Below are 19,021 nucleotides of genomic sequence, written 5' to 3'. Positions count from 1 at the left end.
AACAATACTCTTTTTTGTTTAAAAACTTTTAATTATTTTGAGTTTGCAAATTTACAATTCTTTTTTAATATACAAATGTTTAGCCCACTTTTTTTTAGTAAAATTCAAAAAGCTTTTTTTACGTTTGATTATATTGGGAATTGCTATATTTGTGGATTAAATAAATTAATTATTTTATGGATAAAAATATATCTCCTGCCAAGTCAGGAACCATGTACGGAGTTCTATTCGGAGTCATAATGGTTTTAGAGTTTGTTATTATGTATGTAATTGGCATGAAATCATTAGTCAATACAAGTGTTGGAGTAATAGTAAATGTAGCAAATTATTTAGTTTTGCCTCTTATATTTATATACTTAGGATGTAATCATTACAAAAAGGAAATCAACAATGGTTTTATTTCTTTTTCTGAATGCCTCAAAACAGGAGTTTCTATTACTGTTATTGCAGGTTTGATATATGCAATTTTTAGTGTTATTTTTAATTTCATCTTTCCAGATTTCATAAATGAGATGCTTGAAATTACAAGAGACCAAATGATTGCCAAAAATCCTAACATAACCGCTAAAGAATTAGAATTAGGTCTTGGCATGGTTAAAAAATTCATGAGCCCATTCATTGTTCTTCCTGTAACACTTGTAATGTTTGCGCTAATTGGTCTTATATATTCCCTAATTATTGGAGGAATAGTAAAAAATGACAAACCCTAAAAAGTCTATAATAAAAAATAAATGAATTTATCTATACTTATACCGCTTCTAAACGAGGAGGAATCACTTCAGGAACTCTATACATGGATTATTAAAGTGATGGATTCTAACAATTACTCTTATGAAATCATTTTTGTAGATGATGGTAGTACAGATAATTCCTGGAATATTATTGAAGGTTTTTCTAATGAAAATTCGAATGTAAAAGGCATTCGTTTTATGAAGAATTTCGGAAAATCTCAAGCGTTGCATGCTGGTTTTGCTAAAGCCAAAGGTGACGTTATTATTACAATGGATGCAGATTTGCAAGACAGTCCGGACGAAATTCCTGGATTATACGAAATGATTACGGCTGAAAAATTCGATTTGGTTTCAGGCTGGAAAAAGAAACGTTATGACTCTGTTGTAGCGAAAAATTTACCTTCGAAATTATTCAATTGGGCGGCAAGAAAGACTTCCGGTGTTGAATTGAATGATTTCAACTGCGGTTTAAAAGCGTATAAAAACACGGTTGTAAAAAACATTGAAGTTTCTGGCGAAATGCACCGTTATATTCCGGTTTTGGCAAAAAACGCCGGTTTCAATAAAATTGGCGAAAAAGTTGTAATTCACCAGGCACGTAAATACGGTGAAACCAAATTTGGAATGGATCGTTTCATTAACGGTTTTCTGGATTTAATTACCATTTGGTTTTTATCAAGATTTGGAAAAAGACCAATGCATTTATTTGGTTTATTGGGTTCTATTATGTTTTTAATTGGTTTTTTACTGGCTTTATATTTAGGAATAGACAAATTATTTATTCACAAAACCAGTAGACTAATTACAGAAAGACCACATTTTTATTTATCAATAACATCAATGATTATAGGAACGCAATTGTTTTTAGCCGGATTCTTAGGTGAAATTATTTTGCGTACCAAAAGCAATGAAGCACGTTATAAAGTAGCTCGAGAAGTTAATTTTTAACGTTTTAGTACAAATGCTGATGTTCCTGATTTTTTCGGGAACATCTTTCTTTATTCTTGCAAAACAATAAAAGATAAAGTTTCCCGATAAATATCAGGAAGCAGGATTATTCCTTAAAAAATCTTATCTTTAATTAAAACATAAAAAAAAACATTTACATGAATATAGCACCTAATATATTGAATGCTGTAAACGAATGGTTGACACCTACATTTGATAATGATACACAAGCGGCTGTTAAGGAGTTAATGACGACTTCGGCAAAAGAACTTGAAGAAAGTTTTTATAAAAACCTGGAATTTGGAACTGGTGGAATGCGTGGCGTTATGGGCGTTGGAAACAACAGAATCAACAAATATACGCTTGGAAAAAACACACAAGGACTTTCTGATTATTTACATGAAGTTTTCCCAAATCAACCTTTAAAAGTTGTTATTGCTTATGATTGTCGTCATAACAGTAATACTTTGGCAAAGGTTGTTGCTGATGTTTTCTCTGCAAACGGAATTCATGTTTATTTATTCTCAGATTTAAGACCAACTCCTGAATTATCTTTTGCGCTTAAATATTTAGGTTGTCAATGCGGAATTGTTCTTACAGCATCGCACAATCCACCTGAATATAACGGATACAAAGTGTACTGGCAGGATGGCGGGCAAATTGTTCCTCCGGAAGATGCTGCTATTATTAACGTAATCGAAAATTTAGGTTACGATAAAATTAAGTTCAATGCAAACGAAAGTCTGATCGAATATATCGATACTGAAATTGACAAGGCTTTTATAAAATCATCTATAGAAAATGCGAGTTTTAACACTCCTTTTGACGCTAAAGATAATTTACACATTGTGTTTACTTCATTGCACGGAACGTCTATAAAATCTGTACCGGATACTTTATCGCAGGCAGGATATAAAAATGTACATATTGTTCCTGAACAAGCGATTCCTGATGGAAATTTCCCAACGGTAAAATCTCCAAATCCTGAAGAACCAGAAGCTTTAACAATGGCATTGGCATTGGCAGACAAAACTAATTCTGATATTGTTGTTGGAACTGATCCTGATTGTGACCGTTTAGGTGTTGCAGTTAGAAATAACGAAGGCAAAATGATTTTGCTTAACGGAAATCAAACCATGATTTTGATGACTTCTTTTCTATTAAAACAATGGAAAAAAGCAGGCAAAATTAACGGAAAACAATTCGTTGGTTCTACAATTGTTTCAACTCCAATGATGATGGAATTGGCAACAAGCTACGGTGTAGAATGCAAAGTTGGTTTAACAGGCTTTAAATGGATTGCCAAAATGATCAAAGATTTTCCTGAACTTCAATTTATTGGAGGTGGAGAAGAAAGTTTTGGTTTTATGGTTGGCGATGCTGTTAGAGATAAAGATGCTGTTGCGGCTACCTTATTAATATGCGAAGTTGCAGCGCAGGCAAAAGCTGCCGGAAGCAGTGTTTATAAAGAACTTTTGCAACTTTATGTTGAAAATGGTTTTTATAAAGAATATTTGGTTTCACTGACTAAAAAAGGAATGGAAGGTTTACAGGAAATTAATCAGATGATGATTGATTTACGTGAAAACCCTTTGAAAGAAATCAGCGGACAAAGAGTAATTATGGTAGAAGATTATCAATCATCAATTGCTTTGAATTTATTGACTGGTGAAGAATCTGCAATGGATATTCCAAAATCGAATGTATTGATTTATTATACGGAAGATGGTTCTAAAATTTGCGCAAGACCAAGCGGAACGGAGCCGAAAATTAAATTCTATATCAGCGTTAATGCTGAATTAGAATCGGTTGAAGATTTTGATGCTGCAGAAAGTTTCTTGGATCAAAAAATACAAAATATCATTGCAGGAATGCAATTGAATTAATAAAATGAGTAATAAACTCTTTTCAAATACATTTCAATTTTGCTCACAATGTGTTCAAAATTGAAATTATAGTATATTTGAACTCTTATTTATATTGGAAGCAATGTAAATAAGAGTTTTTTTTTATAAAAATGAACAAAAAGAAGACAAAAATAAATCAATTGAATTAATTTTGTCCCCTGAAAATCACCGGAAAAATTAATTCTTTAATCGCCCACAAATCAAAGCGCCGGTATATTTAGAAAATTTCTGAAAAAATTATTGCCGGAAAAACAGGCAAAAAACATTGCTTTAGCAAAAAAAATAACATCAAAAAATAAATGAGTAATATCAAAAAAATAATTCCTTTTATATATCCGTATAAAAAATATGCTTTCTTAAACATCTTTTTTAATATTTTATATGCGCTTTTTAGCACGCTTTCGTTTGTTGCATTAATTCCAATGCTTCAGGTATTATTTGATAAAGGCAAGCAAATTACGGTAAAACCAGTATTTCACGGAATCCTAAAGATTCAGCAATATGGCGAAGACTATTTAAGCTACTACATTACAACCACAAAAGGCACGCACGAATCAGGTTATGTCTTATCTGTAATGGTGGCAATTATCATTTCAATCTTTTTATTGAAAAACTTAGCTGATTATGCCGCTATGTTTTTTATCACCTTTTTACGAAATGGTGTCTTAAGAGATATGCGAAATGCGATGTATAAAAAAACACTTGAACTGCCATTGGCTTTTTATTCTGAAAAGAGAAAAGGCGATGTGATTTCAAGGATTTCAGCTGATGTAAATGAGGTACAAAACTCGTTTTTGGCAATTCTTGAACTTATTGTAAAAGAACCGTTAACGATTATTTTCACAATAGTTACCATGTTAATTATCAGTCCTAAATTAACCTTATTTGTATTTATTTTTATTCCGGTTTCAGGTTATGTGATTTCATTAATCGGAAAACAACTTAAAAAACAATCTACAAAAGCGCAACAGGAACAAGGTACTTTTTTGTCTACTATTGAAGAAACGATTGGAGGTTTAAAAGTTGTAAAAGGATATAATGCCGAAAATTATTTCAATACTGTTTTTAAGAACTCAACAGAACGTTTTTTCAACTTATCAAATAGTATTGGAAACCGTCAGAACTTAGCTTCTCCGGCGAGTGAATTTATGGGAATAGCTGTAATTGCAATTTTGCTTTGGTATGGAGGTCAAATGGTTTTGATTGAAAAAACATTAGACGGAGCCGCATTTATTGCTTATATGGGATTGGCTTATAATATCCTGACACCTGCAAAAGCTATTTCTAAAGCTTCTTATGGTGTAAAAAGAGGAAATGCCGCAGCAGAACGTGTTTTAGAAATTTTAGATCAGGATAATCCAATTACAAGCAAAGTTGATGCTATAGAAAAAACAACTTTTGATAATAATATCGATATTCAGAATATTAATTTCAAATATCAGGATGAAACTGTTTTAAAAGATTTTTCTCTTAAAATTAAAAAAGGACAAACGGTTGCTCTTGTGGGACAATCAGGAAGTGGAAAAAGTACGATCGCCAATTTATTAACGCGTTTTTATGATGTAACCGATGGATCTATTTCTATTGACGGAATCAACATAAAAGATTTAAACCTGCAATCGCTTCGTGGTTTAATGGGATTAGTTACTCAGGATAGTATTTTATTTAATGATACGATAAAAGCAAATATTTCATTAGGAAAACTTGATGCTACAGATGATGAAATTATTGAAGCTTTAAAAATTGCCAATGCTTTTGAATTTGTTAAGGAATTACCTTTAGGAATTTACACGAACATTGGTGATAGCGGAAACAAATTATCAGGCGGACAAAAACAACGTTTATCGATTGCACGTGCTGTATTGAAAAATCCTCCAATTATGATTTTGGATGAAGCAACTTCTGCATTAGATACCGAAAGTGAAAAATTCGTTCAGATTGCGTTAGAAAATATGATGCAAAACAGAACTTCTATTGTTATTGCGCACCGTCTTTCAACGATTCAAAAAGCAGATTTGATTGTTGTAATGCAAAAAGGAAGAATTGTGGAACAAGGAACCCACGACGAATTAATTACGCATAACGGAACATATAATAAGCTTGTAACGATGCAGTCTTTCGAATCATAGCAGATTTATATTCTGCCATAAAGTACTTACTTAGTTTTCCTGATCGATTTAATAAATCTCAGAAAATTAAGTAAGTATTTTTTTTATAGTATTTTATAAAATCAATTTGTAATTTTATTAGAAAAACTAAACGCCTGATAGAATGTACCTAAACAATTCAAACATAAAGTTACCTGAGGATCCTGACACTATTGTTTGGAAATACCTGGATTTATCTAAGTTTCTTGATTTATTACTTTCTAAAAAATTATTTATGTCACGTTCTGATAAATTTGAAGATCAGTACGAAGGCACTTTTAGTGAACCAACATTTGAAGAGATTAAAAAACTGGCCGTTAACAATCCTGACTTTTTAAATTACTATAAAACGCATCGCGAAAAAGTAGCAATAAGCAGCTGGCATATTAACGAATATGAATCGTTTGCTATGTGGCAGATATTCACGCAAAATAGCGAAGGTTTAGCAATTCAGTCCACAATTGGAAGATTGCAAAAAGCCCTGAACCCTGAAAATAATTTTGATCAGTATATTGGAGAAGTAAACTACATCGATTATAAAAAAGAATATATTCCGTTTGATGATTTATTCTTTCCGTTTTTATTTAAGCGAAAAAGTTTTCAATACGAGCGCGAAGTCCGCATTATAACCGATACTTCAAAAAGCACTATAAAACTAAATGACGGATTAAAAATCAATGTTGATATCAATCAGTTAATTGAGAAGATATACATTCATCCAAAATCTGAAAACTGGTATAAAAAACTGGTAATCGAATTAGTCGAACGTCTTGATTTTGGTTTTGAAATCGAAAAATCTGATTTGGAAAGTGATATTTTGATTTAGATTGTTTTTAAAGGTGCTAAGGTTCTTAGATGCTAAGATTCTAAGATTTTCAAATCTTTATAAACATAAAAAAAACATTTAAAAATTAGAATTTAATTTTTAAATGGTTTTTTATGTTGTATTTTTTTAAATCCTTTTAATCTGTGCGATCTGTGGCAAAAAAACTTAGAATCTTAGTATCTCAGTCCCGAAGCTTCGGGATAGAACCTCATATAGGTTTATAACTTTTAACTTCCCATTTTTTAGAAGCCAAATCTATATAGTTATAATGTAAAACGTCATTTTTATCAAACTGGCCGTTTTGGTTGGTATCTTCAATAGTTCTAAAATACAAACGGCTTTTAGATTCTATTAAGCTCCAGTCAACCAATTCCTGAAAATCTTCTGAAATTTTAGTAAAATTTTCTCCGCTAATATTACTCAAATACAAAGTTTTGATATCACTTGCATCAATTTTACCGTCCTTATTAGTATCAGAATCAGCTAAAGTATACACCATTATTTGGTTCTTTGTTTTATCAGCAACTGGTTTTAAATACGTCGCTGTTAAAATTAATGCCGGTTTATCTGTTAAAGGGTGAATTGAATCTGAATCTACTTTTTGAAATTTTAGATTTTGTAAATAACCTGTAATTTCATAATCTCCTAAATTTGAAATCGTAAAACTCAAATCACTTACACTCGAAGATCCGTAACGCGATTTTGTTCCTCTTTCATAAACTCTCAAATCTCCAACAGGATGAATTAAATAGTTGGTTCCTTCCATCTGAATTGGCAAATCAGCCACTTCAATCTGCGTTGAATCTGTTTTCGCAACAACATTTGCTTTATTTGAAGCATCATAAATTACTTTTGGCTTCTGAACTTCATCTTTACAACTTACTAATGTTCCGATGATTACTAAGGCTATATATTTTAAGGAATTTTTCATGTCTGCAAATTATATTAGAATATCAAATATAGTATTTTTGATTGTATTATCTGTTTTTATTGAATTTTACTAGCGCAAAGATATTTAGAAGTACCAGTCCGAAATAACCCAAAAAAAGAACCCAGTTTTTTCTATATAAAGACAAAACATATTTTCTCTCAGCTTCTTCTCTTTGTTTTTCCCAAAAATCACCATCATATCCACAAATTCTTATAATCGGGATTCTTATAGATTTATTTTGTTTAGGTTTTGGCTTCATAAAAACCCAAAAATCATCTTTATGAGGAATATAAATTTCAATTCCTTCTTCTGCGAAAATATTTAATACCTGAACATAAACTCCGTAGGTCATCTTTTTCCCTAAATGGATTCTTATACCATTAATTGTATCATTTTCTTTTTTTAATTTTCGCAATGAAAAACGTAATTTTTCTAAACTTCTATTTTCCTCAAATTCATTACTGTTGTAATTAAATATCTTGTATTTTCTTAAATCAGCAATATTTAACTCTTCAAATACATTATTATCAGGAGCAGGAAGTTCAACATTTAATAATGTGTAAACTTTAAAAGCATCAACTTTATAAAAATAAATCAAACATAACAAAGGAATGAAAATCAAGGAAATCATTCCCGGAACGTAAAAAATCTTCTTTCTTTTTTCACGTTTTTCTATCATAGTCTCGCATTCAGTTTTATATTGAAAACTCTCGAAGTCATATAATTCGGAATCGCATATTGATTTTTAGAATACACATCGCGAACCCAGGTATTGGTTATCGCATTTTGATTGTTAAAAAGATTAAAAATTTCAACACCTAAAGATAATTCCTGAAAGTTTTTTATCCAGCCTGTTTTATTATTTCTTGTATTGCTGTCAACAAAAACCTTTGCAAAACCAACATCTGCCCTTCTGTAATCGTTCAATCGGTTTTGATACAAATACGGATCAGAATAAGATGGCGCTCCGCCCGGCAAACCTGTATTGTATACTAAATTCAAATACAATTTTACACTCGGAATATTCGGCATATAATCCTGAAACAACATCGCAAATTTCAAACGCTGATCTGTTGGTCTGGCGATATAACCTTTGTTTTCATAATTTTCTTCGGTTTTCAAATATCCAAAACTAATCCACGATTCAGTTCCCGGAACAAATTCTCCATTTAATCTAAAATCAAGACCTTGTGCGTAAGCTTTTGCGTTGTTATTTGCGACATAGCGAATTCGGACATTATCGATCGAATACGTGTTTACATCTGAAAGTGATTTATAATAAACCTCGGTAACCCATTTAAAAGGGCGATTCCACATTTTGAAAGTATAATCGTTACTCAAAACAACATGAACGGATTCCTGCGCTTTTACATTTGGGTTTACAACACCATTTAAATCGCGAAGCTCTCTGTAAAAAGGCGGTTGATGATATAATCCTCCGGAAAGCCTGAAAACCATATCCATATCCCAATCTGGTTTTAAGGCAAATTGAGCACGCGGACTAAAAACAATTTGATTTTTTCCTTCGATCGCCGCTCCGGAAACACTCCAACTCTGAAAACGCGCTCCGATATTATACCAAACCTGACTTGATCCAATTTCTGTTTTCTGGTTCCATTGCGTATAACCTGAAAATCGGTTTATAGTATTAAAATTAGTAGCACGAATATCCTGATAAGGCAATAATGGTCCGGTATAAGGTTCGTACGGCTGATTATTTTGTGGCAAAGCTATAATTGGCGGATTAATCGAAAATCCTGCCGAATCGATCATTTCCCACTCTACTACTCGATCGCGAATAGATTCTCTGGTATATTTTAAACCAAATTCTAACTGGCTGTCTCTCCATTCTTTAAAACCTTTAATTTCTACATTTGCAATTAAGGCATCCAGGTCGTTTCGGGCATGATTAAGTTGGGAGCCAATTCCTGTTGTAAAATCAACGTTGTCAAGATCCGTTTCTCCATCAGCATTTACATTTCCTAAACGATATTGCGCCAGAATATCAAAATGTTCTTTTTCTTTGGTGTGAAATAAAGAGCTGATTAATTTAAAAGTTAACGACGGAGATGCTTTATATGTTGTTTTTAAAGCTCCAAAATAAGTGTCATATTGATCTTTTTCCTGACCTTCGTAATAAACCGCAAGCGCCATTGGCTGGTCTATTGTTCCGAATTTAGTTTCTCTGGTTAAAGGCTGATATAAATATTTATTTTGCGAAATATTTCCTAAAAAGCTCATTTGCCACTTTTCAGAAATATCATAATTTATATTGGTCTGAACGTCTACAAAAGTTGGCGTATAATTGGTTTGTGTATCCTGACTATTGACAAGCAAACTATTGTTTCGGTAACGGACTCCGGTTACTGCTGACCATTTTTTATTTTTAGAAACGGCATCAACAGCAATACTTCCACCTAAAAAACTAGCTTCTAATGCGGCTCCAAACTGAGTTGGTTTTCTATAGGTAATATCTAAAACAGAGGATAATTTATCTCCAAATTTCGCCTGAAATCCTCCAGCGGAAAAATCTACATTTTGAACTAAATCTGTATTGGTAAAACTTAAACCTTCTTGTTGTCCGGAACGAATTAAAAACGGACGATAGACTTCGATTTCGTTTACGTAAACTAAGTTTTCATCATAATTTCCGCCACGAACGGCATATTGTGTACTTAATTCATTGTTTGAGTTTACGCCAGGTAATGTTTTTAGAATATTTTCTATTCCTGCATTTGCTCCGGGAATTTTCTTTATCGTTTCTGTATCAATAACCGTAATTCCCTGAACGCGTTTTTTATTATTAGAAGAAACAAAAACTTCTCCCATTTGTTCTGCTGAATTACTCATTTTCGGATTGAAAACAAATATTTCATTTGGTTTTAAATTTACCGTCAGGCTCATCATTTTTAATGAAACATGGGTAAAAATCAAGGAGGTTTTTTTGTTTGACGGAACTTCGATTTCAAAAAAACCATTAGAATCGGTTTGCGAAATATTTCCTGAAGCAGAAACATTTACATCAGCAACCGGGCGATTTTCATTATCCAAAATAATTCCTTTAACATGGGCATTTTGGGCAAATGAAATATAACTAATGCACAAAAAAAGGAAACCGAATATTAACTTACTATGACTCAAATGTTTTGGTTTTATTTTAGTTGACTTCTAAAAAAGTGAGTTTCAAAGATAGTAGAATTTCCTACATTGTCAACAACTTCAACTTTTAGATCATTTGCACCTTCTGCTAATAGTTCATTTTGAAATTTATGCGTAATTTTTCTGGTCTTGTTATCATATTCAAATAAAACCCAATTTCCGTTTAAATACCCGTTGTAGGACTTTATTCCGGACAAACTATCACCAATCGTAAACTGAATAGCATTTACTTCACTAATCCATTTGCCTTCGATTGGTTTTGTAATTTTTATAACGGGTGCAATGGTATCTAAAACTAAACCGAATTGTCCAAGTATTTTTGATTTGGCCGTAAACACATCTTTATTTCTGATTGTACCGTTATAACTTTTACTGTTTCCGCTAATTCTTGCAATAAAAAGTTTATCTCTTAATGCTTCAGAATAAGTACTGTCTTTTATTGTAATGGTAAAATTAGAATGCACGGGAATAACATCTTCATGAATATAAATTCGATTATTTTTTACATCAAAATTCATATCAAAATCATCATAAAAAGTTCCGGCAGGGAAAAATACCGACATATTATCTTTTTCGAAATTTGAATCTTTATTGGCGTGAATAAAATATTTTGAAGTATTAGGTTCTGCGTTTACAATTGGTGTTTCAATATCATATTCTATCGGAACGGTAACGGTATTCATATTTCCGAAATAATCAGAAACTTCAATTCTGTAAGTTGATGCTAAATTTGGTTCAACCTTAATAATTCCGCGAAGCGAATCTGTTTTTATAATGCTCAAGGCAAAAGGCGTTTTCATAAATAACTTTTGAACACGCTGACTTGTTTTCTTATATCTTGGATAATCGATAAAGGCATTTATATAACGCATTTCATCGAATGAATAGGTATTAAACTGGTAATTGTAATTTTGATTTCCGTTGAAAAAAGTAGAAACATTAAAAACACCATTTTTATTTCCTGAAACATCGTCAAAATCCACAGCATTGATTCCGAAACCAATTTTACCGTTTGCTTTTACTTTACTTGCCAGATAAGTTCCGTCTTTTTGAAGTGATAAATTCAATAACAAAGGCAATTTTGACTGATTTACAGTTGTGTTATCAAACGGGTAAACAAATACATTTGAAATTGTTGGTTTTTTGGTGTCTTTTATATTTTTATCAAATCCAAAAAACATCGGATTTATAACAAATTCTGTTTTAGAATCACGAATTTCAAAATGCAAATGCGGACCTTCAGAAGATCCTGTATTTCCTGAAAGCGCAATTAATTGTCCTTTTGTAACCGGCAATTCGTCGGGTTTCAGAAATATTTCAATTTCAAAAGCTTTTTCTTTATAATGTGTTTTCTGAACATAATCCTGAATAGCACCAATAGTCGTTTGCAAATGTCCGTATACAGAAGTATATCCATTTGGATGCGTTATGTAAATGCATTTTCCGTTTCCAAAAGTCGAAATTTTAATTCTTGAAACGTATCCATCGGCAACTGCATAAACATTTAAGCCTTCTCTTTGATTGGTTTTTAAATCGAAACCGGCGTGAAAATGATTTGGTCGCAACTCGCCAAAATTGCCCGAAAGCTGCATAGGAATATCCAGCGGCGGACTAAAATAATCTTTAGGATATTGAGTTTGAGCAAATATAAAATGACAAAAAAATAGGGTAAGTACTGAAAATCTCATAAGCAACATTTTTGCTAAGATAAAGAAATCCGGAGCCAAAACCGAGTAAAAAGCTACAAAAATACAATTGATTGAATTTCATTTATTTGGTTATTTTTAATGTAAAAAAATCGATAAAAAATTGCATTAATAAAAAGGAATACTAACTTTGTATGATTAAGTAATGAATAGGATTTATAATGAGTGTAATTGCCGAAATAATTGATACTCTTGAATATAAAGTCGAAAAGCTGTTTGAGAAATCAAAGGGACTGGAGAATAACAATCAGGAATTAAGATTACAACTAGCCAAAGCTGCGCAAATCATCCAGAAACAATCTGAAGAAATTGAAGCTTTGAAGAAGCAATATGATACACTTAAAATAGCCAATTCGTTGCTCGGCAGCGATAATAACAAGAGAGAGACAAAGCTTAAAATAAATTCATTAATTCGCGAAATTGATTACTGTATAGCACAACTATCAGACTAGTAAAACATGGACGGAAAGCTTAGAATTAAAATATCAATTGCAGACAGAGTTTACCCTTTAACGGTTGAACCTGCTCAGGAAGAAGGACTTAGAAGTGCTTCTAAAAAAATTGATGCTATGATAAAGCAATTCGAAGAAAGTTATGCGGTTCGCGATAAGCAAGATGTACTGGCCATGTGCGCCCTGCAATTTGCATCACAAGTAGAACAAAAACAAATTGATAACGCAATTGATGGCGAAGAAACCATCGAACGAATCAAAAGATTAAATTCGCTTTTAGATCAATATCTCGAAAATTAAACGTTCTTTACAGAAACTAAGATACTGCCTACATTAGTTCACAATTGGTAAACTCAACACTAACAATTTAGAATGAGCAAATCGTCGCTACTATAGTATGCCATGCTTCGGCTTGGAAACTTGAACAGTGAGTTAGCTCAAAACTTGTCTTTACGAGTTTATTCAAGCAATTAATGTAGGCTTTTTTATATATAAATTTTAACAAACATGGACATCATAACGATCATTATTTCAGGAATTATAGGTATTGCAGCAGGTTTTGGAATAGCTAAAATTATCGAAAAAAGCAATATTTCAAACTTAATCAAAAACGCTAAAAAAGAAGCCGCTTCCATTTTAAAAGACGCTAATTTAGAAGCTGAAAATATTAAAAAAGATAAAATCCTTCAGGCAAAAGAACGTTTTATCGAACTAAAATCAGAACACGAACAAGTTATATTAGCCCGAGATAAAAAAGTAGCCGAAGTAGAAAAAAGAGTTCGTGATAAAGAATCACAAATCTCAAATGAGTTATCTAAAGCTAAAAAAGTAAACGATGATTTTGAGGCTAAAACACAAGAGTACAATAGTAAAATTGAGGTTTTAGATAAAAAACAATCAGAAGTTGACAAATTACACAAAAGTCAATTACAACAACTTGAAGTAATTTCAGGACTTTCTGCTGATGAAGCAAAAGAACAATTGGTTGAAGGCTTAAAAGCTGAAGCTAAAAGTAAAGCTATGTCTCATATTCAGGACACGATTGAAGAGGCAAAACTTACAGCACAACAAGAAGCTAAGAAAATTATCATTAACACAATTCAAAGAGTTGGAACTGAAGAAGCGGTTGAAAATTGCGTTTCTGTTTTCAACATTGAATCTGATGATGTAAAAGGTAGAATTATTGGTCGTGAAGGTCGTAACATTAGAGCGCTTGAAGCTGCAACAGGAGTAGAAATTATTGTTGATGATACACCGGAAGCTATTATTCTTTCTTGTTTTGATCCTGTTCGTAGAGAAATTGCCCGTTTGTCTTTGCACAAATTAGTAACTGACGGACGTATTCACCCAGCGAGAATTGAAGAAGTTGTTGCTAAAACAGCGAAACAAATTGACGACGAAATTATTGAAGTTGGTAAACGTACGGTTATCGATTTAGGAATTCACGGTTTACACCCTGAATTGATAAAAGTTGTAGGTAGAATGAAATACCGTTCATCTTACGGACAAAACTTATTACAGCACTCTAGAGAAGTATCTAAACTTTGTGGTATCATGGCAGCCGAATTGGGCTTAAATGTAAAACTAGCCAAAAGAGCCGGTTTACTTCACGATATTGGTAAAGTGCCGGATACTGAAAGTGATTTACCTCACGCATTATTAGGTATGCAATGGGCTGAGAAATATGGCGAAAAAGAAGAAGTTTGTAACGCTATTGGAGCTCACCACGACGAGATCGAAATGAAATCATTACTTTCTCCAATCGTTCAGGTTTGTGATGCTATTTCAGGGGCAAGACCAGGCGCAAGACGTCAGGTTTTAGACTCATACATTCAACGTTTGAAAGATCTTGAAGAAGTAGCTTACGGATTTAGCGGTGTGAAAAATGCTTATGCAATTCAGGCTGGTAGAGAACTTCGTGTAATCGTAGAAAGCGAAAAAGTTTCTGATGATAACGCAGCAAATTTATCTTTTGAGATTTCACAAAAAATTCAAACAGAAATGACTTACCCGGGTCAGGTAAAAGTAACAGTAATTAGAGAGACAAGAGCAGTTAACATTGCTAAGTAATTTCTCTTCTATATAAACAAGAAAGGCTATCGTAATGATAGCCTTTTTTATTTATAACATAATTTGATTTTACATATCATTAAATACAATTTTAAAACTTGTACCTACTCCAACCTCACTTTCTACAAAAATACTCCCTTTCATAGCTTCAATTTGATTTCTGGTGATATACAACCCAATTCCCCGGGCTTCTTGGTGTTTGTGAAACGTTTTATACATTCCGAATAACAAATCGCCGTAAATCGCTAAATCGATCCCTAAACCATTATCTGTAATTTTAAGCGATTTATAACCTTCGGGTTCAATTGCAAAATCAAAAATAATTATCGGGTCGCGATCCGGATGACGGTATTTTATGGCATTTGTCGCAAAATTCAACAATACACTTTCAAGATAAGCCGGATTAAAATTGATCTTTAAATATTCCGGAACATTATTTATAATCGAAACATTGGTTTGCTTATCATAACCTTTAATCGTTGAAATCGTTTTTTCAATATATTCGTTCAGTTTTAAAGGAACAACGGCAATATTTATATTACTTTGCGTTTTTACAATTTGGGTTAAATTCGAAATCGTTTCATTCAAATCATTAGAAACCGTTCTGAGATGAAATAACATTTCATTAATCGTAGTGCGATCAACATCGGCATCTATAAAATCCAGAATCGATTTTATGTTTCCCGCCTGTGTATTCAGGTTGTGTGAAACAATATGCGAAAAGTTCAATAATCTACTATTTTGATCGCTGTAGAGTTTCATTGTTTTTAAAAGCTCTAACTCTTTTTCTTTTTGCAATGAAACATCAGTATGAGTTCCGATAACACGCAAAGGCTTTCCGTTTTCATCTCTTTCTATAACCTTTCCCCGATCTAAAATCCATTTATAATTACCGCTTGACGTCATTACCCGATGGTAATTTTCGTAATACGGAATCTTATTATCAAAGTGTTCCTGAATGTCTGAATAATATTTTGGAAGATCATCAGGATGTACAATTTTATCCCAGCGTTCCGGATCATCAAAAATATCTGTCGATTCTAATTCTAAAATTTTAAGTGACAGTGAAGAATAAAAAACGCTATTCGTAACCATATTCCAATCCCAAATACCAGTTGTCGATGCTTCAAGCGCAAACTGAAAACGTTCTTCAGAAATACGAAGTTTTTCTTCTTTATCTTTTAAATCTGTAATATCAGAAACATGTCCAAAAAAACTAACAGAACCATCAACAGCAAGTTCAGTTTTAGAAGAAACCTTAAACCAACGCAAGCCTTTTTTAGGCAAAATAGCTCTAAATTCTATAACCCAGGGTTTTACTTCTCTTCGGGCCTTAACCAAGGATTCAAAGAATAAATCCTTATCGTTAGGATGAATCCTGTTATAAATAACTAATATACTTTCGTTGGAAAAAGCTGTTGAAGGCAACTCGAAAATATCATCGGCAGATTTGCTTACAAGCGGAAAAGTGTAATTATTATTAGAATCAATAATAAACTGAAAAAGCAAATCAGGCATTTCAGCAAACAATTTTTTATAAAAATTATTTACTTCTAAGCAATCTTCGTTTTCATACAAATCAAAAACCATATATTTCTTGTTTATGCAAATTGAATTATTAAAATAATCTTCAAACAGAAAACAGAAAAAGATGTAACTTATTGTTTTTAAACTATTATTAATGCAAAAATACAACACAAAGCATTATCTTTTAAGAAATAAATCGTGAATTTTGCAAGAATTTTATGTAAATTATTTTCTTGGATGAAAGGAATGCATAACTTCTTTTAAAAAGCTTCTGTCTAAATGCACATAAATTTCTGTGGTTGTTATAGATTCATGTCCAAGCATTAACTGAATTGACCTTAAATCTGCACCATTTTCAAGTAAATGCGTGGCAAAAGAATGACGTAAGGTATGTGGACTAATATTTTTATGCAAACCAATTTTTACAGCCAGATTTTTTATAATTGCAAATATCATGGAACGTGTAAGCTGATTTCCTCTTCTGTTTAAAAACAAAGTATCTTCGTGCCCTTTTTTTATGGTTAAAGTATTCCGAATGGAGTTTTGATAAATCTGAATGTATTTCTGGGTTAATTTTCCAATGGGAACAAAACGTTCCTTATTTCCTTTTCCGGTGATTTTAATAAAGCCTTCATCAAAAAACAGATCAGAAATTTTGAGCGAAACCAATTCTGAAACCCTTAAGCCACAACCGTATAAAGTTTCGAGCATGGCACGGTTTCTTTCTCCTTCATTCGAACTTAAATCTATAGCAGCAATAAGCGCATCAATTTCAGGTACAGATAAAGTATCGGGCAATTTTCGTCCCGTTTTAGGAGATTCAATTAATTCTAACGGACTATCTTTTCTATAATCCTCAAAAACCAAATAGCCAAAAAAGCTTTTTAAACCGGAAATAATACGCGCCTGCGATCGCGGATTAACTTCTTTAGAAACGGCATAAATAAATTGCTGTACTGTTTCATCGGTAATATTTATGGGAGAAACTTCTATTCGATTGGTTTCTAAAAAAAGGCACAATCGCTCGATATCAAAGCTATAATTCTCAATGGTGTTTTTAGACAATCCTCTTTCGATTCGCAAATACGATTGATAATCTTTTATATAAGTATTCCATTTCATATTTACAAAGTAAAACATTTTTGAGCACAAAAAAACCTTCCTGATCAGGGAAGGTTTTATAAATATTATAAGCTAATATTAGAATTTGTATGCTGCAGTTAATGCAAGGACATTATTAGTATATCTATTATCGTAATAACCAAAGTCACCATAATATTCATCTTCATATCTGTAAACATTAGTTAAACCAATAGTATAACGAATACCTACAGAGAAATTGTCTGTAAAATTATATCCCGCTCCTAAATTGAAACCAACATCAACTGATTTTTCGTCATAAGTGTTTTTACTAGAAACTAAAACTCCAAGTTGTGGTCCAGCTTCAACAGTGAATTGTTTTGTAATGTAATATTTAGCCAATACAGGAACATTGATGTAATTTAAATTTACGGTATAGTCACGCTCACCATAGTATCCATCAAATTTTCCTCCTTGAGCAGAATATAAAAGCTCTGGTTGAATGTATAATTTTTTCCAAACTTTCACTTCAGCAAAACCACCTAATTGAAAACCAACTAGTGCGTTAGCACGATCATCACCACCAATTGTAGCTATATTAAGACCACCTTTTACTCCAAATCTAGTTTTTTGCGCGTTCGCAAATCCAAATGCCATTATTGCAATAGCACATAAAATAATTTTCTTCATTTTATTTGTATATGGTTAAAATTAAGTGGCAAATATAAAACTATACTTCATGAAAAAGGATTTGTTTTTTAACAAAAATAATAGTAATTGTGAGCCAAAATTATGTTAATAACATATACAAAAAAACCTTCCATTATTGGAAGGCTTTTGTATGAATCTTGAAATAAATTTAAAATTTATATGCCAAAGATAAAGCTAAGTTGCTATTTTTAGCGCTGTCATAATAATCTTCTTCATCTTCGATATCTGCATTGTCAGAAATAGGCGATAGACCGATAGTATAACGAAGATTAATAGAAAGATTTTCGGTAAATTGAAATCCTGCACCTACGTTAAATCCAAGATCTACAGATTTGAAAGAGTCTTTAACATCTTCACCTTCAGACTTTGCAGACAATAAAATTCCTAATTGAGGACCTGCTTCTACACTAAACTTCTCTACTATATAGTATTTAGCTAAAACAGGAATATTCAAATAATCTACTTTAACGTCAAAATCTTCAAAAAAAGGACCGCCATCGAACTTGCTTCCTTGTGCAGAATATAAAAGCTCAGGTTGAATAGCAAATTTTTCAGCAATTTTGATTTCAGCAAAACCTCCAACATGAAAACCAACTAAGGATTTATTATCTTCAACATTTCCACCTGTGATAGTAGAAAGGTTTAATCCTCCTTTTACTCCAAATTTAGTAGACTGAGCATTTGTTAGTCCAAATGCCATAACTGCTAGTGCAGATAAAATAATTTTTCTCATTTTATTTGTTTTGGTTAAATTAATTACTCAAATATAAAACTATACTTACTAAAAATTAATTTGTTTTTTAACAAAGAATGTGGTAAATAAGAG

At 32.1% G+C, this 19,021-nt stretch carries 16 protein-coding genes; 8 read left to right on the top strand and 8 right to left on the bottom strand.

Going from position 1 to position 19,021, the window contains the following annotated elements:
- Positions 1 to 176 precede the first annotated feature (176 nt).
- The 5 genes from GKZ86_RS19285 (at position 177) to GKZ86_RS19265 (ending at position 6,559) form a co-directional block, all read left to right on the top strand.
- A complete protein-coding gene (locus GKZ86_RS19285; RefSeq protein ID WP_154784684.1) occupies positions 177 to 710 on the top strand; it encodes a DUF4199 domain-containing protein in 534 nt (177 codons plus the stop codon).
- Between the two features lie 21 nt (positions 711 to 731).
- Positions 732 to 1,679 carry a glycosyltransferase family 2 protein gene (locus GKZ86_RS19280; protein WP_154784683.1) on the top strand — a complete coding sequence of 316 codons (948 nt, stop codon included), beginning with the start codon at positions 732 to 734 and terminating at the stop codon, positions 1,677 to 1,679.
- Positions 1,680 to 1,837: 158 nt separating this feature from the next.
- Entirely contained in the window at positions 1,838 to 3,565 is a 1,728-nt protein-coding gene (locus GKZ86_RS19275) for a phospho-sugar mutase (RefSeq protein WP_154784682.1), read from the top strand.
- A 320-nt stretch (positions 3,566 to 3,885) separates the two neighbouring features.
- Positions 3,886 to 5,715 carry an ABC transporter ATP-binding protein gene (locus GKZ86_RS19270; protein WP_154784681.1) on the top strand — a complete coding sequence of 610 codons (1,830 nt, stop codon included), beginning with the start codon at positions 3,886 to 3,888 and terminating at the stop codon, positions 5,713 to 5,715.
- Positions 5,716 to 5,857: 142 nt separating this feature from the next.
- A complete protein-coding gene (locus tag GKZ86_RS19265; protein ID WP_154784680.1) occupies positions 5,858 to 6,559 on the top strand; it encodes a DUF2971 domain-containing protein in 702 nt (233 codons plus the stop codon).
- A gap of 208 nt (positions 6,560 to 6,767) precedes the next feature.
- On the opposite strand, the gene GKZ86_RS19260 is transcribed toward GKZ86_RS19265, so the two are convergent.
- Genes GKZ86_RS19260 through GKZ86_RS19245 form a run of 4 tightly spaced genes read right to left on the bottom strand, consistent with a single transcriptional unit; the run spans position 6,768 to position 12,337 of the window.
- Positions 6,768 to 7,490, bottom strand: a complete 723-nt coding sequence (locus GKZ86_RS19260) for a hypothetical protein (RefSeq protein WP_154784679.1) — start codon at positions 7,488 to 7,490, stop codon at positions 6,768 to 6,770.
- A gap of 46 nt (positions 7,491 to 7,536) precedes the next feature.
- Entirely contained in the window at positions 7,537 to 8,169 is a 633-nt protein-coding gene (locus tag GKZ86_RS19255) for a hypothetical protein (protein ID WP_154784678.1), read from the bottom strand.
- The gene (locus tag GKZ86_RS19250; RefSeq protein ID WP_154784677.1) at positions 8,166 to 10,631 is read right to left on the bottom strand and encodes a carboxypeptidase-like regulatory domain-containing protein; all 2,466 of its coding nucleotides are present in this window, start codon (positions 10,629 to 10,631) and stop codon (positions 8,166 to 8,168) included. Before GKZ86_RS19250 ends, GKZ86_RS19255 begins: the two co-directional genes overlap by 4 nt.
- An 11-nt stretch (positions 10,632 to 10,642) precedes the next feature.
- Positions 10,643 to 12,337 (bottom strand): M23 family metallopeptidase, encoded by a 1,695-nt coding sequence (locus GKZ86_RS19245; RefSeq protein ID WP_154784676.1) that lies wholly within the window; start codon positions 12,335 to 12,337, stop codon positions 10,643 to 10,645.
- Between the two features lie 179 nt (positions 12,338 to 12,516).
- On the opposite strand from GKZ86_RS19245, the gene GKZ86_RS19240 reads away from it, so the two are divergent.
- From GKZ86_RS19240 to rny, 3 genes are all read left to right on the top strand, one after another.
- Entirely contained in the window at positions 12,517 to 12,807 is a 291-nt protein-coding gene (locus GKZ86_RS19240) for a hypothetical protein (RefSeq protein ID WP_133509626.1), read from the top strand.
- A gap of 6 nt (positions 12,808 to 12,813) precedes the next feature.
- The gene (locus tag GKZ86_RS19235) at positions 12,814 to 13,107 is read left to right on the top strand and encodes a cell division protein ZapA (RefSeq protein ID WP_012022231.1); all 294 of its coding nucleotides are present in this window, start codon (positions 12,814 to 12,816) and stop codon (positions 13,105 to 13,107) included.
- Between the two features lie 207 nt (positions 13,108 to 13,314).
- A complete protein-coding gene (rny, locus tag GKZ86_RS19230; RefSeq protein WP_154784675.1) occupies positions 13,315 to 14,877 on the top strand; it encodes a ribonuclease Y in 1,563 nt (520 codons plus the stop codon).
- A gap of 69 nt (positions 14,878 to 14,946) precedes the next feature.
- Here rny and GKZ86_RS19225 read toward each other — a convergent pair whose 3' ends face one another.
- The 4 genes from GKZ86_RS19225 to GKZ86_RS19210 all read right to left on the bottom strand — a co-directional run bounded on the left by GKZ86_RS19225 (position 14,947) and on the right by GKZ86_RS19210 (position 18,928).
- Positions 14,947 to 16,467 carry a PAS domain-containing protein gene (locus GKZ86_RS19225; protein ID WP_154784674.1) on the bottom strand — a complete coding sequence of 507 codons (1,521 nt, stop codon included), beginning with the start codon at positions 16,465 to 16,467 and terminating at the stop codon, positions 14,947 to 14,949.
- Positions 16,468 to 16,629: 162 nt separating this feature from the next.
- Positions 16,630 to 17,526 (bottom strand): site-specific tyrosine recombinase XerD, encoded by an 897-nt coding sequence (gene xerD, locus GKZ86_RS19220; RefSeq protein ID WP_154784782.1) that lies wholly within the window; start codon positions 17,524 to 17,526, stop codon positions 16,630 to 16,632.
- A 78-nt stretch (positions 17,527 to 17,604) separates the two neighbouring features.
- Positions 17,605 to 18,174: a porin family protein gene (locus GKZ86_RS19215; RefSeq protein ID WP_154784673.1), complete on the bottom strand. Its 570-nt coding sequence runs from the start codon at positions 18,172 to 18,174 to the stop codon at positions 17,605 to 17,607.
- Positions 18,175 to 18,343: 169 nt separating this feature from the next.
- Entirely contained in the window at positions 18,344 to 18,928 is a 585-nt protein-coding gene (locus GKZ86_RS19210; RefSeq protein WP_154784672.1) for a porin family protein, read from the bottom strand.
- Positions 18,929 to 19,021: the final 93 nt, after the last annotated feature.

It is taken from the genome of Flavobacterium sp. LC2016-13 (assembly GCF_009707955.1).
GTDB lineage: Bacteria > Bacteroidota > Bacteroidia > Flavobacteriales > Flavobacteriaceae > Flavobacterium.
The sequence above is the reverse complement of the archived record's forward strand: the minus strand, read 5'-3'. Positions and strand labels throughout refer to the sequence as shown.

Coding starts and splice junctions, on each gene's coding strand:
- GKZ86_RS19275 (WP_154784682.1), top strand. CDS start 1,838: ATGAATATAGCACCTAATATATTGAATGCTGTAAACGAATGGTTGACA.
- GKZ86_RS19215 (WP_154784673.1), bottom strand. CDS start 18,174: ATGAAGAAAATTATTTTATGTGCTATTGCAATAATGGCATTTGGATTT.
- GKZ86_RS19260 (WP_154784679.1), bottom strand. CDS start 7,490: ATGAAAAATTCCTTAAAATATATAGCCTTAGTAATCATCGGAACATTA.
- GKZ86_RS19235 (WP_012022231.1), top strand. CDS start 12,814: ATGGACGGAAAGCTTAGAATTAAAATATCAATTGCAGACAGAGTTTAC.
- GKZ86_RS19285 (WP_154784684.1), top strand. CDS start 177: ATGGATAAAAATATATCTCCTGCCAAGTCAGGAACCATGTACGGAGTT.
- GKZ86_RS19225 (WP_154784674.1), bottom strand. CDS start 16,467: ATGGTTTTTGATTTGTATGAAAACGAAGATTGCTTAGAAGTAAATAAT.
- GKZ86_RS19255 (WP_154784678.1), bottom strand. CDS start 8,169: ATGATAGAAAAACGTGAAAAAAGAAAGAAGATTTTTTACGTTCCGGGA.
- GKZ86_RS19245 (WP_154784676.1), bottom strand. CDS start 12,337: ATGAGATTTTCAGTACTTACCCTATTTTTTTGTCATTTTATATTTGCT.
- GKZ86_RS19270 (WP_154784681.1), top strand. CDS start 3,886: ATGAGTAATATCAAAAAAATAATTCCTTTTATATATCCGTATAAAAAA.
- GKZ86_RS19265 (WP_154784680.1), top strand. CDS start 5,858: ATGTACCTAAACAATTCAAACATAAAGTTACCTGAGGATCCTGACACT.
- GKZ86_RS19210 (WP_154784672.1), bottom strand. CDS start 18,928: ATGAGAAAAATTATTTTATCTGCACTAGCAGTTATGGCATTTGGACTA.
- GKZ86_RS19240 (WP_133509626.1), top strand. CDS start 12,517: ATGAGTGTAATTGCCGAAATAATTGATACTCTTGAATATAAAGTCGAA.
- rny (WP_154784675.1), top strand. CDS start 13,315: ATGGACATCATAACGATCATTATTTCAGGAATTATAGGTATTGCAGCA.
- GKZ86_RS19280 (WP_154784683.1), top strand. CDS start 732: ATGAATTTATCTATACTTATACCGCTTCTAAACGAGGAGGAATCACTT.
- xerD (WP_154784782.1), bottom strand. CDS start 17,526: ATGAAATGGAATACTTATATAAAAGATTATCAATCGTATTTGCGAATC.